Annotated in this window: 16 protein-coding genes; 15 read left to right on the plus strand and 1 reads right to left on the minus strand. The window is 59.7% G+C overall.

Annotated elements, in window-relative coordinates; all coding sequences use genetic code 11:
* The 10 genes from OHD62_RS33640 to OHD62_RS33685 form a co-directional block, all read left to right on the plus strand.
* Window positions 1–1,476: shikimate kinase (locus OHD62_RS33640; protein WP_263791822.1), on the plus strand; the 1,476-nt coding region annotated here is incomplete at its 5' end.
* A gap of 599 nt (window positions 1,477–2,075) precedes the next feature.
* Complete coding sequence (locus tag OHD62_RS33645; protein WP_263791823.1) at window positions 2,076–2,969, plus strand: Effector protein NopP; 894 nt, start codon at window positions 2,076–2,078, stop codon at window positions 2,967–2,969.
* Window positions 2,970–4,336: 1,367 nt separating this feature from the next.
* Entirely contained in the window at window positions 4,337–4,639 is a 303-nt protein-coding gene (locus tag OHD62_RS33650; protein WP_263791826.1) for a nodulation protein NopC, read from the plus strand.
* A gap of 71 nt (window positions 4,640–4,710) precedes the next feature.
* Window positions 4,711–4,920: a hypothetical protein gene (locus OHD62_RS33655; protein WP_006199585.1), complete on the plus strand. Its 210-nt coding sequence runs from the start codon at window positions 4,711–4,713 to the stop codon at window positions 4,918–4,920.
* 111 nt (window positions 4,921–5,031) lie between these two features.
* Window positions 5,032–5,928 (plus strand): FHA domain-containing protein, encoded by an 897-nt coding sequence (locus OHD62_RS33660; protein WP_263791828.1) that lies wholly within the window; start codon window positions 5,032–5,034, stop codon window positions 5,926–5,928.
* A 50-nt stretch (window positions 5,929–5,978) separates the two neighbouring features.
* Complete coding sequence (locus tag OHD62_RS33665) at window positions 5,979–6,512, plus strand: hypothetical protein (RefSeq protein WP_263791829.1); 534 nt, start codon at window positions 5,979–5,981, stop codon at window positions 6,510–6,512.
* A gap of 2 nt (window positions 6,513–6,514) precedes the next feature.
* On the plus strand, window positions 6,515–6,925 hold the full coding sequence (locus tag OHD62_RS33670) for a tetratricopeptide repeat protein (RefSeq protein ID WP_263791831.1): 411 nt from the start codon (window positions 6,515–6,517) through the stop codon (window positions 6,923–6,925).
* 11 nt (window positions 6,926–6,936) lie between these two features.
* Window positions 6,937–9,033, plus strand: a complete 2,097-nt coding sequence (gene sctV / locus OHD62_RS33675) for a type III secretion system export apparatus subunit SctV (RefSeq protein WP_040581788.1) — start codon at window positions 6,937–6,939, stop codon at window positions 9,031–9,033.
* A gap of 35 nt (window positions 9,034–9,068) precedes the next feature.
* Window positions 9,069–9,617, plus strand: coding sequence for a tetratricopeptide repeat protein (locus OHD62_RS33680; RefSeq protein ID WP_263791832.1), 549 nt, complete (start codon window positions 9,069–9,071; stop codon window positions 9,615–9,617).
* A 273-nt stretch (window positions 9,618–9,890) separates the two neighbouring features.
* Window positions 9,891–10,799 carry a MurR/RpiR family transcriptional regulator gene (locus tag OHD62_RS33685; RefSeq protein ID WP_263791834.1) on the plus strand — a complete coding sequence of 303 codons (909 nt, stop codon included), beginning with the start codon at window positions 9,891–9,893 and terminating at the stop codon, window positions 10,797–10,799.
* Window positions 10,800–10,891: 92 nt separating this feature from the next.
* On the opposite strand, the gene OHD62_RS33690 is transcribed toward OHD62_RS33685, so the two are convergent.
* The gene (locus OHD62_RS33690; RefSeq protein ID WP_263791836.1) at window positions 10,892–11,329 is read right to left on the minus strand and encodes a DMT family transporter; all 438 of its coding nucleotides are present in this window, start codon (window positions 11,327–11,329) and stop codon (window positions 10,892–10,894) included.
* 680 nt (window positions 11,330–12,009) lie between these two features.
* Here OHD62_RS33690 and OHD62_RS33695 point away from each other — a divergent pair.
* The 5 genes from OHD62_RS33695 (at window position 12,010) to OHD62_RS33715 (ending at window position 16,734) form a co-directional block, all read left to right on the plus strand.
* Window positions 12,010–12,471: a hypothetical protein gene (locus OHD62_RS33695; RefSeq protein ID WP_263791837.1), complete on the plus strand. Its 462-nt coding sequence runs from the start codon at window positions 12,010–12,012 to the stop codon at window positions 12,469–12,471.
* A gap of 17 nt (window positions 12,472–12,488) precedes the next feature.
* Window positions 12,489–13,706: a cytochrome P450 gene (locus OHD62_RS33700; protein WP_263791839.1), complete on the plus strand. Its 1,218-nt coding sequence runs from the start codon at window positions 12,489–12,491 to the stop codon at window positions 13,704–13,706.
* A 46-nt stretch (window positions 13,707–13,752) separates the two neighbouring features.
* On the plus strand, window positions 13,753–13,998 hold the full coding sequence (locus OHD62_RS33705) for a ferredoxin (RefSeq protein WP_263791841.1): 246 nt from the start codon (window positions 13,753–13,755) through the stop codon (window positions 13,996–13,998).
* Between the two features lie 180 nt (window positions 13,999–14,178).
* A complete protein-coding gene (locus OHD62_RS33710; protein ID WP_263791843.1) occupies window positions 14,179–14,814 on the plus strand; it encodes a nuclear transport factor 2 family protein in 636 nt (211 codons plus the stop codon).
* 318 nt (window positions 14,815–15,132) lie between these two features.
* Window positions 15,133–16,734 (plus strand): SDR family oxidoreductase, encoded by a 1,602-nt coding sequence (locus OHD62_RS33715; protein ID WP_263791845.1) that lies wholly within the window; start codon window positions 15,133–15,135, stop codon window positions 16,732–16,734.
* Window positions 16,735–17,018: the final 284 nt, after the last annotated feature.

Genomic DNA, 17,018 nt, shown 5'->3' on the forward strand with positions numbered 1-17,018 from the left:
TACGTCAAGGGTCTGGCTGCGACCCTCAACCAGGGCAGGCTCGATGTCGATGCGACCCTGGAGGACCTGAAGGACAATCCCACGCTGACGGCTTCAATCATGGAGACCTCGATCAAGCTCGCAACGGAGCAGGGCATCTTGCGCAACCTCTCTGCCCGGCAGCCTGCGGCCGAGGATTGCGCCATGACGATCACGCTGACCCGCGAGGAGGCCTCGGAGCGCGCCAGGATGGAAGCGTCCCGCGCCAAAGAGGCAGAAGAGACAATCACCGCAGCGGCCCTCAGCGTTGCCACAAGCCTCAGGACAGCGGACATCCAGGTGAACATGCCTCACCTGGAGCGCCGCTTGAGATCGACAACCTCCATGACAGATCAACTCACCGGCATGAGCGCCCCGACCGGCAGCCATGTACAGCTGGTCAGCAACGCCCTACGCCATGTCTTCGAAGTCCCTGACAAGGATTTTACGCGCGCCTTCAAGGCAGCCATGCTGGCCTTCGATGAGCAGGGCTACTCCGAGGTCAGCACGACCAACTGGTTCAAGATGGCAAAGCGGACTTTTGTCGGCATCCAGAGCGTGCTCACCACGCCGGACGGTTACCGCTTCCAGCTGGAGTTCCACACGCCAGGCAGCTACCGGGCCAAGGTTGACAATCACGATACCTACAAGGCGCTTCTCAGGCTGCGCCAGCAAGCCGGCGCGGATGCTTTGGAGCAAGCCAAGGCCGTGGAACTGGCGCAGCGCGTGCGCGCGGTCTGCAGCCAGGTTGCGATCCCGGACGGCGCCATGGACGTCCCCCACTGGGGAGCCGAAGAGGGGACAACGGGCAGAACCAGTCTCGCCAGCTTTGGGGTGCGCGCGGCCGAACAGCCAGGACCACCCCAGACCGCCAGGTCACCGGTCGCCAAGGAGATCTTTGCCGCCCTCAATGGACGGCCGGTCGTGCTCGTTGGCATGCCGAGTGCCGGAAAATCCAGCATCGGCCCGGCTCTCGCCAGGCGGCTGCGGCTGCCCTTCGTCGATACCGACAAGATAATCCAGAAGGACACCCGCATATCGATATCGCAGATCTTCGAAGTCCATGGCGAGGCGTTCTTCAGGGACATGGAGGCACGTGTGATCGCAGATCTGCTCCAGAAAGGCCCTGCCGTGATCGCGACCGGTGGCGGCGCGTTCATGCGTGAGCAGAGCCGTCACCTGATCGGCGAGAAGGCGGTCTCGATCTGGCTCGACACCAGGCTCGACGTGATCGAAAAACGCACCAGGAACGATACCAGCCGCCCGCTGCTGCAAGGCCCCAACCCGGAGCAGAAGATCGCCAGACTGTTGAGCGAGCGCAGGCCGTTTTATGCACAAGCCGATATCACCGTCGTCCCACCCCACCAGCAAGATAGAAAGAACGTCGATCCATGCGTGAGCGCCCTGCACGCCCACCTGTGCCCCGAGGCGGGCGCGGGCCGCGCAGGCACCCGCTAACATCAAGGGAGCGGCATGAAGCTGCCAATCATGCGCCCGGGTTCCCGCACCGTCTGACGCTCAGGTCGGGGCTTTGGGTCCCGATCGCCTCGCTCCACGGTCGCAGCGGGCTCGCGCTCGGCCCCATTGGCTGACCGACGCCCATATTAACGCGGATTACTGGCTCCTGGACCAGGAATGGCAGGGTAATCGGCCGGTTGTTACCGCGGAGAGCTTGCTTCTGATCGTGGTCATGTCGGGGCCCATCAGAACGCCAGGCCGGGGCGCTGCGGACTCTGACCACTGCGCGCCCGGCCTGGCTTCAGCCTGTGACACCGCCTGTTTGAATAGGCCCAGACAATCACATGTTGCGCAAAAATCTCAACCTGTCGCTCGCGCTCGACGAAGGCCTACACCCGCGAAAGCAATCTGCAACCCCTGTCACGTGAGCGGAGTGCGTTGGCGGGATCGCCATAACCTGACCATCGCGCAGAAGCGTGATGCAGACGCTCAACGCGTATCGTCAGCTTGTGGTCAGCTTGCGGTCAGCAAGGCTGACTATCCTTCCGCTGGAGTCACCCCCCACTCAGTGGAAAACTCTGCCGATAGGAACGCGAAGCATGCATAGCCGGATCAGTTGTTCATCCAATACCCAATCCGCGCGTGCAGGCGACGTTGACAACGCGAGATGGTCGGCGACCAGCGCTGCGCAAGCCGGTAGCGGCGGCCACGGCTTTGCCGAAATACTTGCAGTTATGCACTTGGAAGCACTGAAGTCCCGCGCTAGTTCTTCTTCAGCGACGCCCCTGTCTTCTTCATCAGCGGCAACGCCATCGTATGCCCTCGTTTCCCGACCTCCTGTGGTCGAGATATCTCGCTCTTCATTCGAGAAAAAAGCGAAGGTCTTTTATGGCGATGAAATGGTGCATATCGCGTCGAAGCCACAAGAGTACTCGACTTCCCTTTCCTCCAAAGCCAGGCGAACGGTGGAAATTGCTGACCAATACGGCACCACCAGGTTTGATACAGAGCAGGCACGGTATTTCAGCTATCAATTGGGCAGCCAAAGTGTCGGGCTTCTTAGAACCGAAGGCGGAGATAGCATGGGTAATCTGTTCGAGGGGGAAAAGTGGCGAGAACTTTTTCCTGGGCGAACTGAGGTGACATCCATCGTAGATTTGCGGGTTACGCACCCGCTTGTCGAGAACGCAGGAGACATTCTGCTGGAGCATCAACTTCGACTCGACGGCGACAGACCATTGCTCAATTCTTGCCCCGCAAACCCACAAGCGAAAGAGCGCGCAATGGCGATGGGTTTTGTCGCGGTGGATGACTTTAACATGGTACTAGACCCCACCCAGCATCCCGATAAGTGGACGAAGAACAGTGACGGTGAATGGCAGCGTGCGGGCAAACCTGCCATGTACCTCTCCAAGGCGGACGATAGTGAAGGCAGCGATACCGAGAGTGTCGTAACCACGGCGGCGGATTCCTGCGACGATGACTTTATGTAGACCGCCGAATGGGATCTTCTAGGAATTACGTCAAATAGACGAGACGTGAAAGTTCGGGGTACGAGCGTTCCGGGCGCTAGCACTGCTTTGGCAGATTTTTAGCTGATATGGATCTGCGGCAGTGCGGACACCGTGTTGGTGGCGGCTGCGCGAGAGCGCTGAGGATAGCCGGGCGCTCTCACGTTGTTTGCGTATAAACGCGCTGAAGCGGTGTGCTCTGTCAGCTGACCGCACTCGCGGCCTTCCACTCCGCCATTGCGTTCAGAAGATGAAGATGGATCCTGAGTCGCTGAGCGTCTTGCGCGAGGTGGAATGAAGAGGTTGCGTATGGCGGGAACTGGGTGCCTCGGCGGCACGCCACGGATGCAATCGAGATATTGCAACTCTCAAAGCGAAACAGGACAAACCCCTCCGACAGGGACCGGAGGGGCAAGTCTTGGGAGGACGCGCGTCAACCTGCGTTCACCAACAGCGCGTCTTCCGAATAATGTCCAAGTGCAACGCCGGTGTGACACTCCGAACAAAAACCGCCAAAGCCGCTGCCGTGCGGTTTGGCGCGAGCGATATGCGTTCATTCCGCCGATCATAAGGTCGTACGTGTCAGCGAGCTATGGTCGCCGAAGGGATCCTCCCTGCTCGTGATGTCCCCCACTCCATTGGGCGCAATCATACCGATTGCAGGTTACTCTGCAGCTCCTATGCTCTTGGCACCGAAGATATTCGAAGGTTCGAAACCTGGAGGAAGACAACTGGATCGGTTTGCTGGTTTTCCATCGACTCCGTCGACGAGGCGAAGGATGAGAGTGTTCCGGCATGCTCGCCACAGCGCATGGCTGTCAATCTGGCACCCCACAGTAACGGAGAAGCTCATAGTGAGACACCCGTCAGCACTGCTGACGATCGGCGACCTCGCGCATTGCCAGTCGCCACCCGCATAAGGGAGGCCAGCTTGACCGTGTGTGCTGCTTTGCGTGCGCTGGTCCCTGGCCTCGGCCTTCGCGATCTCAAGACAGCATGTCTGAACGCGGCTTGGGCATCGACGTGTCGCTTGTCCGCGAAACTGGTGATGCGCGGGAATATTTTTCCCCGCCACGAGGTCTTCGAATTTGGTACGCGTTATCGCGTTGATTGTTTCGTCGAAGATAGGTGATTTTCGCTCCTTGTAGGTCAAATGAGGCCCGTTAGAGGGGTCATTGAAGAAGCCTCATGTGTGGAGGCCCCAGCTTGCGCACAACCACCATTTTGTCGCAGCGCCGACTTTTCTGAAACTCGTCAGCTTCTCGAAAGCTGGCGCTCGTATCATCAAAACGTCAAATGGCTTCGCCGTCTGTTGATGGCCATGCAAACGAAGATCAGAGGAGCGCCCGATGATTGGAATTGGAGGGGTTGGTGGCATTGGTGTTTCCTTGGCCCGAACGGGTCACGGAGGTGCTCATGGACCACGGCAGGACGCGCCCGCCGAGCATTCTAGCCAGAGTAAACCGGGTGACACGCGCGGTCATGGCGCAAGCGGCCATGAAGATGGTGCGGCCGTTTCCGGGAATGACTGGCAAGGTGCAGCTCAAAAGGAAGCCTTCGATGCGGCTCTCAGGTCGGTGGCAATTCAAATTGTGAACGACTCCATGGGTGATCTCGACGATGCTCTGGAGGAAACAGAAGAAGGTGCCTGACGCCGGATGGTCCGACGTCAGGAGACGCAAGCCGTCAATGGCGGCAATCTGAAACAGAAAGGTGAAGCAACATGGTTGGTAAAGTTGGTGCCGTAGCCGGCGCGGCCGCTGCAGTTGGAACGGATATAGCTGCAAAGGGCGCTGGTGAACTCGCTTTCCAGGCGCAAATCGCGCAGCTGACGGCTGTCAGCTTGGAGGCGACGCAGAGGAGCGTGACGATGCGCACTGTCACGACCGAACTCGGGTCAATCAAGAAGGTGGCCGACGAGCGGGTTCAGTGATGTTGGAAGTGGGCGCCCCGCATATGCCGTCCTGGCGGCGGTGCGCTGTATGAAGTCAAATGAGCCGCATGGCAGCTGCCGTGCGGCTCTCTCCTGTTCAGGAGATTATCGGTGAATGATGCCGCTTCCCTTCATTTCGAAGTGCTATCCGGACTTTATTCCGGACTGACCGGCAATTCCGCTTCTGGAGCGAACCTGATCGGCAGTGGCCTCGATGCCGATATGGTCTTCGTCGAGCAACGACTCGAGCCGCATCATTTTCGCATCAGTTTTCTTCGCAATTCTATCGAGGCTGAGGTCGAGGCCGTTGCGGCCGGAATCAGCATCGAGGGGCGCGACGATATTGCCGCAGGCGAGCGCGTTGTCGTTCCTCTTCCTGTGGTCATTCATGCGGGCACGATGTCCATTCTCTGGTCGGCACCGGATGCAGCACAACCCGGTTCGATTGGCATACCGCGCCTTTCAATTCCGCTGCTCGCCATCCTGATAGTCGGCTTGCTCGGGGTCGGCATTCTCTCAACCATTTTCTTCAACTACGGCAGCGCCGATGCATTGAGCACCAATTCACCCGACGCCGAGCCTGCACCCGAGCCAACCATCAACCACCCTGATGGTCAAGCCGCCCAGGCGGCGGCACAGGCGCTGCAGCAGGAAGTTGAAAGAGCGGGCCTGCTCAATATAAAAATCGCCTCCGCAAACGGTGTTGTGACCGCCAACGGAACAGTTATTCCTGCCTTGGTCGCCAGATGGCAGAAGGTCCAGCAGTGGTTCGATCATCGTACGAATGGTGCGCTGACACTGGTGAGCGGAGTGGCTATCAAAGAGGAGAAGGCGCCATCTTCAATCGCCGTTGAAGCTGTTTGGCGTGGAGTCCTGCCGTACGTCCTGATCGGTGGCCAAAAGTATTTCGTCGGTGCCCTCCTAGATGATGGATGGATTATCGATCGAATCGAGGAGAGTCGTGTGCTGCTGAGCCGAAATGGCCAGTTTGCTGCTCTCCCCTATTAAAGTCTCCAATTCGGAGACCTTATTTTCGCAGGCCTATTAAGGAAGATGTCATGGTCAAGCTGCCTAGCCACCCTGTCGGGCCCGGCACCTCTCCACAAAGGTTCAACATCGATGACCGTGAATCAACAATAGAGCCTGCCATCCGTCAAGCGATTGACAAGCAGATCAATGGTGCTCATTCAAATGGCGACAAGAAGCACGCGTCGATTGGGCGGGAAACGCACACGCGGGATCTTCCGCTGGCGATCAACGGTGTGCTGGAGGTTGGTGGTGTCGACGCAATCACGCGCGTCAGTCCTAACGAATTGCGCGCCCGGATCAACGTGGTCAACCCACGCGCGGAATTGGTCCCCCTTGATGGCCACAATCTCGCACAAGAGCAACTCTCCTTCGTCACGCCACGGCTGCGTTATCCGGACGTGCTGCGCGCGGAGAAGCATTGTGTTCTTCTGCAAGGCTTGGTTGACACGCTGGCGGCCGCTCCTGAGGATTTGGTGTCGCGTGACGGCGTTGCCGTCCTGAAAGACGAGTTGCAGCGGCTGATCCTGCTCCGGCAGAACCGGAACAGCTTGATCGAGGGCTAGCGATGTCAGTCGAACGAAGCACACTCCCGCCAATAGACGTTTCCAAAACCGGTGATGTCTTGATCTCCGAGCAGGCGCGCGATTTGCTCTGTGCACTTTCCTATGTTCACCTTGCATGTGGGCAGAGCGCACATAGCTTGGCTCTGTTGCGGCTTGCCGCTCACGCCAATTCTCAAGAGGTCGATCTGCTGCGCATTCTCGCGTACGCCCTCATCTCGGAGGGTCTTGGCGATGAAGCACTAACGATCCTGGATAGACTGGACATACTTGATGAGCAGCCGTCTTCGCGCCTCCCTTTGACTCTCATGCGTAGCCATGCCCTGCGGCGGGCCGGCCGGATGGAAGAGGCGCGCGCGGTTTTCCAAAGCTACGTCTCACTGCGTGGCAGCACAGTTCTTGTCGAACAGTCATAAGAATGGTCCCCATAACCAACGTCCTGCGTAACTTCATCTCGCGAGCGCCGGCCAACCCGGACTTGATGGTCGCGTTGATACTGCTTCTGGCGATCGGAATGATGATCATTCCGATCCCGATTGTAGCGATCGACACGCTGATCGGATTCAATCTGGGATTCGCCATACTGCTGCTGATGGTTGCGCTGTACGTGGCCACGCCAATTGATTTTTCCTCCTTGCCGGGCGTCATTTTGATTTCCACGGTATTCCGTCTGGCGCTCACCATCGCAACGACGCGATTAATTCTGGCTGAGGGGGAGGCCGGCAGCATCATCTACACGTTCGGCGATTTCGTCATATCTGGCAATATCGCCGTAGGCGTTGTCATATTCCTGGTCGTGACCATGGTGCAGTTCATGGTCCTCGCCAAGGGCGCCGAACGCGTGGCAGAAGTGGCGGCGCGCTTCACGCTCGACGCTCTGCCGGGCAAGCAAATGGCGATCGATGCGGAGCTACGGAACGGCCATATCGATCAGAACGAATCTCGCCGGCGGCGCGCCGCATTGGAGAGAGAAAGCCAACTTTATGGCGCCATGGACGGGGCCATGAAATTCGTGAAGGGCGATGCCATCGCCGGGCTGGTGGTCATCTGCATCAACATGCTGGGTGGTATCTCCATCGGCCTTCTCTCGAAGGGCATGTCCTTTAGCGATGTACTGCATCAATATACTCTACTGACGATCGGTGATGCGTTGATCTCGCAGATTCCGGCGCTGCTGCTCTCAATTACAGCGGCGACCATGGTCACTCGTGTCAGTGGGGGGGCGGGGCTCAATCTTGGTGCCGACATAGTCAACCAGCTGACCGCCAGTAAGCGAGCGTTGCGGCTGGCGGCCTGCGTCCTGGTTGTGATGGGTTTTGTTCCTGGCTTTCCGCTGCTCGTCTTTCTCGTCCTGGCCGCGGTCTTCGCGGCGGCAAGCTTTGTCAGCGGTGATGTCCAAGGCGCCGACAAGGTCATTTCCACAACGACAGGTCCAGCGCAGCCTGACACCGAAGCCGCACCTGCGGAGGCACGTCCGATCGCGTTATTCCTTGCGCCTAGCCTGACACAGGCTCTCGACAAGGACGAATTGCAACAGCACATCGCACGCGTTTCGGGACTGGTCTCTGCTGATCTCGGCATAATCGTCCCCCCCATCCGTTTCACGGCCGACCAGCAGTTGCCCGAGTCGGAATTCCGGATAGATGTTGAGGGCGTGCCGGTTGAACAGGGTTTGATTGATCCGACGCAGCTCGCGCTTACCGACGATCTGGCGAACATTGAATTGAGTGACATCCCGTTTCGGCATGACCCAGAGACGGACAGGATTTGGATCGAACAAAGCCATGCACCGGCTCTCAATGCCGCCGGTATCGGGCATCACCGTCCCAGTGAACTCCTCGCCTTGCGCGTCCATGCGACGTTAATGCGCTATGCACAACGCTTGGTGGGTATCCAGGAGACGCGCGAATTGCTTGGTCGAATGGAGAAGGAATATTCCGAGCTGGTGAAGGAGGTGCTACGCACGACGCCGATCCCCCGGATTGCCGATGTGCTGCGCCGCCTGCTGGATGAGGGCATCCCGATCCGTAACACCCGGCTGGTCCTGGAGGCTTTGTCCGAATGGAGCGAACGTGAGCAAAACGTTGCGCTTCTCACGGAATATGTTCGCTCCGGTCTGAAGCGGCAGATCTGCCACCGCTATGCGAATGCCCAGCGTATCGTGCCTGCCTTTATCATCGAACGTGAAACTGAGGATGTGGTGCGCGGTGCGATACGCGATTCGGCCGTCGGGCCGTACCTGGTACTCGAGGATTGGCAAAGCGAGATGCTGGTGTCGCAAATGCGTCAGATCCAGTCGAGCATAGCGCCAGGGCAGACCAGCGCCGTCATATTGGCTTCAATGGATGTCCGACGCTTCGTCCGTGGTTTTCTCACCCGCAACGGCATCGATCTCGCTGTGTTGTCTTATCAGGACCTCGCTTCCGACTTTACGATTCAGCCCATTGGATCCGTCAAGCTCATGGCTGAACCGAATAAAGTAATGTCGGACGAACGTCGTAACCCGCGCGCTTCGGCCAGCTGACAAGAACACAGGACGCGATCACAGGTGGGAACAGCATGAAGTCACATCAAAATTTGCACGTAGTACGGCTGCGGTCATTTCGTCTGGCCTCGATTGTCTTCGCTATACTCACCATAGTGCCTCTCAGCGCTTGCTCAAGCTGGAATAAGTCAGGTCTGTCAGTGAAGGAGGCGGCGCCGCCGGATTTGCTCGGCGCCAAGGATATCGATCCGGCTATGCGCGAACGCATTGCGCGCGCTGTTGGTCCAGATACTGACGAGCGAGCTTTGCAGGATGAGCTGAAGCAGCAACCGGGCAATGTCGATGCGGCGATCCGTCTTACGAAGGCCCTGGTGGCGCAGAAACGCGAGAGTGAGGCGCTTCAGATACTCGACAACGTCCTGCTTGCGGCACCAAATAATTTGCGCGCATTGAACGCGAAGGGAGTTGTCTTCGATCTTGAGGGCCGGCACGACGCGGCACAAGCACTATACCGGCAAGCCCTCAAAACAGAACCAGGAAATCAGATGTTGCGTAACAATCTCAACCTGTCGCTCGCGCTTGACGGGACGGCCGAACCGAGTGCGTCAGCCCGAACGCTATAGCTTGGCATTGGCTCGGAACCGTACCGCACACGACTAACAACTTCGCAGCAGCTTGTCATCAGCCTGGCCCTTGTCGCCCCGCAGTGCCTCACGACACCGAACTCAGTGCGAACAAGCTTCGTCGAAAGGAACGCAAATTGCTCTCCCAAATGGGGTTGGGTAGCTCGGCATCAGGGTAGTGCGTTCAGGATGAAAGTTCATTTGAGACTAACATCGAGTGTTCCTTCCACAACATCGAAGGATCTTTCGGCCGGGCGAACGCGGTGGAGCGGTATGGAAAAGGGCCCTTTGGCCGGCGTTTTGGTCGACCGGTTCGAAAGGATGCCGCGGCAGCTCCAGCTGGCTGCCCGATTTGTGTTGGATCATCCGCAGGACGTTGCGTTGATGTCGATGCGCGAGCAGGCGCATTTGGCGGGTGTGTCCCACACGACCATGATGAGGCTGGCGCGATGGGTCGGCCTGGACGGCTACGAGGACATGCGCAGCCTTTATGCAAAGGCGATCCGCACGTCTGCCGAACCGGCGCTGCCGGGGCGTCGGGAAGAAGGCGATGGCGGTTGCTCGACGGTCGGAGAGGTCGCGGCCACGCTGACAGCGCAAATCGCAAGGCTCGGGGAAGGCGGGAACGCGATGCAGCTGATGGCTGCTGCGAGTGTCCTTGCCGCGAGCCGAAACCTGTTCAGCCTTGGGCTGCGCGCAGAGCATCCGGTGGCGCTGCATTTTGCCTACACGCTGTCACAGCTCGGCCGGCAGGCGGTCGTTCTCGATGCGGCCGGGGGTCTCGGTATTGATGCCTTGCGAGGGGCTGGCAAAGGCGACGCAGTGCTGGCGGTAGGGATTGAGCCCTACTGTCGTGCAACCATCGAAACGGTGAGGCATGCAGCGCGCCAAGGCATAGCTGTCGTTGCCATCACCGACAGCAGGGTATCCCCGCTCGCCAGTACGGCCAAGGAAAGCGTTATTGTAACCAGCAGCTCTCAATCCTTCTTCAAAAGTATCGCACCGGCTGTGGCCGCAAGCGAGATCCTGGCAGCGTTGATCGCTGTCAAATCCGGGATGAATGTCGATGAGGTCGTGAAAGACACTGAGCGCCAGCTTGCGGAGCTAGATGTATTTTGGAAACCGACCCGACAGCGGGCAGGGGCGGGGGAATCGCCAGCCAAACGGTTGGAATCAGGATGAGCGCGTTTCCGGAGGCCCTATCAAGGAGGTTCGCAATTCGATGGCGTAGATCATTATTCGCTTTGCGTGGAGCCTGCCACAAGGACGGTTCCCTACTCCCTTTCGGCAATTGGGCGAACTTGCATGGAGATGACACGGCGCTCAGGCATGGATGTGATCAACGCACCGACAATGATGGCCAATGCCGCAAGCATTCCTGTACCTGTGAGCCATTCGCCGAAGAAAACGGCTGCGAAGAGGGCGGAAAAGAACAGCTCGCTCGATTCGATGACTTGCGTCTTGTAAGCCTCGATATGCTGAACAGCGCGAATTGTGCCGTAGAATCCGCAGATCGAGGGGAGAATCCCGAGCGCTAGCAAAGTTGCAAAGGTGTTCGCTGACGGCATTGGCGCGCCGCTCCAGGCATAGGAAACAGCGAGCATCAAGCGGCTTGGTAGTAAAAAGTACCAAAGCCGGGACAGGCCACTGAAAAGACATCGCTTTCGGTGCGCCAAGATCCCGCCCGACCCCCATGGCGTCTCCGGGCACAAGCGTGGCCATGCAGAGACTCATATGACAGCACTGACCTAAAACGCAACGCCTCGGCGAGGCCGTCGGCCGTTTCGCTGTCCGCAACGTTACCTGAATCCGAGCGTGGCCTTCCGTTGACCGCCACGGTGTCGCGCCGTTGTTGCCTGTGCCGGGACTGGAAAACACTGCTCCCCCATCGAGGGGGAGCGCATTGAGCCATGGAGGCACCCGGCCTTTGGGTTGTCGTCTGGACTTCGCACCGCTCAATCCGGACGGCGACTGAGCCGCGTATTTTCAAGCGTCCGGACGGGATCGGGGCACGCATGACCGTGCAGACAGGATAGATCGACTCACTCATGAGGCTCGGTGGCGGTTGCTACCCAATCACTCGCGGGGCGCTGTCCCGCCATGGGGGATAGAAACGCTGTGCTAGAGTGGCGGTAGAGGGGAGCGGCCATCAGCGTTTTGGTGGTGTCTAACCGCGTCACCTAACATGGCCCATAGGCTGCTGCGCACTTGAAAGTGGAGACGCCGTTTTTCGGCGATCCCGTTTAGGAATTTGATCGTTTGGCACAGCCTAGCCCCTCCATTCGTCAACCGAATAGGAGAGCCTTCCATATCTCGAACAAGGAAGTCTCGCAGCAGGCATGATATTTCAGCTACACACCCACCGCTCCTCTAGTCGGTTCGCGGGGTTTGCATGGTTGAGGTTCCTTTCATTGCTCCTCCGTGCGGCGTCTACCCGCAACCCATGCCGTGTCTGAAACTGGACGAGAATGTCGAAAGCCAGACCCCAAAGGGTGGCACGGGGCCGGGCCGCTCGTACGCAGAAGTCGTGCAGCGCCGTCAGTGCGCCAATCCGGCACGCAACTTGCCTCGATGGTTTTGTCACACGGCACGTCAGAAGGCCTCACGGAGTTCAGCGGTGATACAACAGCCTCTCAAAATCAGTGCGTATAAGACGGCGCGGTCCCTCAAGGACCTGAAGACGACGTGGTTGCCCTTGCCACTTGAATTCGCGACCGGTCTCATCCGCGCCGGTGCGCAGATCGGCTGCACCTCGCAACAGAACCTCATCGCGCCTGAGCGGGAATTTTACCACCCGTCGGCAATCGACTTCATGACCGGCCGTGCAGTCTCAATCGAGCGCAGGTACACCTGACGTTCAGGAGAAACCGAATGACGACAAACCTGGTTCCAGATCATGTCCCGCCCGAAATGGTGAGGGACTTCAGCCTGTTTACGTCACCAGGCATGTCACCGACGCCCAACGGGGATCCGCATGCAGCTGTCGCTTGCGCCCATGACGGGCCGCCGATCTTTTATTCCCCCTACAACACGCAAGATGGCCGGGGGACCTGGGTCATCACCCGCGCCGCAGACCAGCGCAAGGTGCTGCAGGACACTGAAACCTTTTCCAGCCATCGCAGCATCTTCTCCTCCGTGCTAGGCGAAACCTGGCCGACGATCCCGCTTGAACTGGATCCGCCGGCCCATGGCGTCTTTCGCTCACTGCTCAGTCCGCTGCTTTCGCCAAAGCGGGTGAGGGTGTTGGAGCCGGCTGTCCGCGAGCGAGCGGTCACGCTGATCGATAGTATCGCCGCATCGGGCACAAGTTGCGATGTCATGAAGGAGTTTGCCTTTCCTTTCACGGTCAGCATCTTCCTTCGCTTTTTGGGGTTGCCGGATCGCCGGCTCGACACATTTGTTGGATGGGCGAAAGACCTGCTCCACGGCGACGATGTGAAACGACCTGTGGCTGCCCGGACGATTGTGACGTTCATCGATGAACTTGCAACCAATCGCCGCAAGGAGCCGGTAGACGATCTCATGACCTTCATCGTGCAGGCACAGGTCGAGGGCCGCCGGCTGACCGACGAGGAGATCCGTGGCATCGGCGTGCTTGTGTTCGTCGCGGGACTTGACACGGTCGCAGCAGCGATAGGCTTTGACCTGGCTTATCTCGCACGCAACCTCAAGGATCAGGAACTGCTGCGCAGCGAACCGGACCGGATCGCGCTCGCAGCCGAAGAGTTGCTGCGCGCCTATCCGCCCATTCAGTTGATCCGCGTTGCAACAAAAGATATCGACTTCGAAGGCGCGCCGATCCGTAAGGGGGACTATGTTTCCTGCGCCACGATGATTGCCAATCGTGACCCGGCGGAATTTGGTTGCCCAAACACGATCGATCTGGCGCGAGAGGACAACCGCCACGCCGCCTTTGGCTATGGTCCCCACCGTTGCCTTGGCTCACACCTGGCCCGGCGGGAGATTATCATCGGCCTGGAGGAGTGGCTGGCGCGCATACCGGCCTTCCGGATCAAGAAGGGTACGGCACCCATCACCTGCGGCGGCCATGTGTTCGGGATCGAAAATCTGATCCTGGACTGGTCCTGACCAAGCCCCGCCCCGAGCCGGGGGCACAGACAATGGAGGCAGCGGCATGCGTATCATCGTCCAAAATTCCAAATGCCAGGGTCACGCGCGATGCGCGGCGCAAGCGCCGGATATCTTCAAGCTTGATGAAGATGGTTACATCCTGCCCGGTGACATTGAAGTTGCGGAAGGCCAGGAACTGCTTGCATCGCGAGGCGCGCGATCCTGCCCCGAACGTGCGCTGGAACTCGGCCGTGCCCTGGCTGCTCGGGTTGAATCGGACGTCATTCAACCGAGAGCCTGGCGCGCTTGAAGGGGGACGATGTGACCGCACACCGAAGAAAGGGTGGCATGCGGCCTCTGTCCCATCACTGTCCTCATCCAACTGTGCAGGCGGCAGCTCCGGCATCGAGAGGTGAGCCCCACGATGCGCAAACGGCCGGGCGAGGTTCGCGAAACACGTTTTCCAATCACAGAATGAGTGACAGAGCCGATGGGCCAGACGAAAATTACCGAACTACTCCACCGTGAGGCGATCCGCGACTGCCTCTATCGGTATTGCCGCGGGATAGACCGCGCGGATGAGGCGGCGCTGCGCAGCGCGTACTGGCCCGATGCACATGACAATCACGGGGCCTATTGCGGCTCGGCAGAGGGCTTCATCCAGTTTGCGCTCGGTGTCTTCAAGACCGGACCGCGCAACATCCATCAGATCACGAACATCCTGATCGAATTTATTGGCTCGGCAGAGGCGGCCGTCGAGAGCTATTTTACCGGGCTGCAACGCGCACCGGACGAAAGCGGAGAAGTGCGCCAGACGCTCCTATGCGGCCGTTACTGCGATCTGTTTCAGAAGAGGGAAGGAGAGTGGCGCATTGCCGAACGGACAGTGGTCTACGATTGGCTCGAGGAGCAGATCCCACCAGCGGTCCTTGAGGCAGAACGGTTCGGCCCTCGACAGCCGATTGGAGCACCACATCCGGATGATCCGGTCTACAAGCTCGGGAAGCGTCGCATTCCTTCTCGCCATGATGCCTTCAAAGGTTCGAACGCCGCACCGTCGGGGGGAACAACAGACTATGACAATTTTGCAAGGCCACACCGATCCCTGTGCAAGCCTGGCCGATGACGATACGTCCGACAGCATGCCTTTCTGCCCCGCGACGGCGTGATCGTGACAGCGTTCTGTCCACACCATGAGCCCGGCCCGGACGCTTGTGTTATCGATGTGCGGGACCTCGGCAGCGTCGCCCATCGAGGCCAGCCCTGTCCTCGTCCCTCACCAGGTTCGGCTGCCAAATCGGGAGTGGACCGCTGCCGGAACGCACGTCGTCTATCCGAGCCTGCAACTGGCCGTCATCAGGACGTGCTGCTTACCCGCGACGCATCATTTGCCGCCCAACGTTGATGGGCTGAGATCGCTGGGGTTCGTCGCGGAGAAATTCTCATGAAGCAGGCAGGACGCATTGTCGTCATTACGGGCGCCGCGGGCGGGATCGGCCGTGCTCTGGTCGATATTCATGCCAGGGATGGAGACACTGTTGTTGCGGTGGACCTTCCTGGCAGCGGCGTCGTTGAACTGGCCCGTCGTCTCGGCCACCCGCATTTCGGCATCGAATGCGATGTCTCGCGAGAGGAGGATATCCTCGCGCTTTACGGCCGGATCGAAGCACAGTTCGCGCGGATCGGCGTCCTTATCAACAACGCAGCGACGGGACCCACCATGGCTGCGACGGTCGACACTGGTGTTGACGCCTTCCGGCTCGGCCTGGCAGTAAACTTGATTGGACCGTTCGTCATGGCCCGCGAAGCGGCGAGGCGCATGAGGCCGGGCGGCGCCATCGTCAACGTCGCTTCGATGTCGGGCTTGGTCGCCAATCCCAAGCGCAACGCTTACGCAGCCTCGAAAGCGGGGCTGATCTCGTTGACCAAGTCGCTTGCATGCGAGTGGGCTTCTCGCGACATTCGCGTGACGGCGGTAGCGCCGGGCTACGTGCGCACGCCGATGTTGGCAAAACTGGAACGCGTGGGCAAGATGGACCTGGCGGCAGTGCGGCGCCGGGTGCCGATGGGGCGCTTGGCGCGCCCGGACGAGATTGCCCTCGCGGTGCGTTTTCTGACCAGCCCGCAGGCGCGCTACATCACCGGATCCGTGCTGGCGGTCGACGGCGGCTGGGTGCAATTCAACCAGCCGGGGGATGCGCACCCGCCGGTGGATGGGACGCCCCTGGCCGAACTCTGCCGTCCGGCCGAACGCACCGACGCGCGGATCGTGCTCGTCACGGGTGGCGCAAACGGCATAGGGGCGGCGGTCGTTCGCCGCTTTGCCGCGAACGGCGATACCGTCGTGATTGCTGATAAAGATGGCGCTGCAGCGGCAGAGCTCGCTGCAGCGCTCGACGGCGAGAACCCGGCCAAATCCGTGGACGTGACCGTCGAGAGCGAGGTGGTGGCGCTGTTCGAGGAGGTGCGAGGACGCTTCGAGCGCATCGATGTCCTCGTCAACGGTGCTGCGGTCACCGACACCTCGTTGTCGGGAACCCAACAGATACCGCAACAGATCGAACACGTCCTTGACGTCAATCTAATCGGCGCCTTCACCTGTATGCGCGAGGCAATCAAGGCGATGTGCCCTGGCGGCGTGATCCTCAACCTTGGATCGATCAACAGCTTTCTGCCAGTGGCGTCGCGCCATGCCTACGGCGCCTCCAAGGCGGGGTTGGACATTCTGACCCGATGCATGGCGGCCGAACTCGGGCCGGTCGGCATTCGGACTGCAACCGTCGCTCCTGGCTACATCCGCACGGCCGGGGTTGCTCAGTTGGCGAAGGTCGGCCGCATCGACGCGAGAGCGATCAGACGACGCATCCCGATGGGGAGGATGGGACAGCCGGAAGACGTCGCTGAGGCGGCGTTCTTCCTGGCCTCGTCTGACGCCTCATACGTCAACGGCTCCATCCTCTACGTCGACGGCGGCTGGACCTCGTTCGGCGATGCGGGAAACGCCAGCGAACTCGATAGCGAGTATTTAGCGGAGGCCGCGCGTTGATTGTCGACTTTTCGCCAAGCCATGGGCTGCGGCTCATCGAAGCGAAGGACGTCCAGGCTAAAGGCCCCGGCAGCGTGCCGCCGCACTGCCTGCGATCGAAGATGTCATCTTCGGCGATGACGAAAAGGTCCCCACCGGTCGAAGCAGCTCAACCGCTCCGCGCGCGCCTGCAACCGCCGAATGGCGCGCGGTTTGCCGCAGGACCACGCCGACGCGAAGGGCTGGATCGACATCGCGGCCAACGCCTGATGCGCATGCCCAGCGCATCCTCCGATCGGCAAACT

It is taken from the genome of Mesorhizobium sp. YC-39, from assembly GCF_025753795.1.
Lineage (GTDB): Bacteria > Pseudomonadota > Alphaproteobacteria > Rhizobiales > Rhizobiaceae > Mesorhizobium.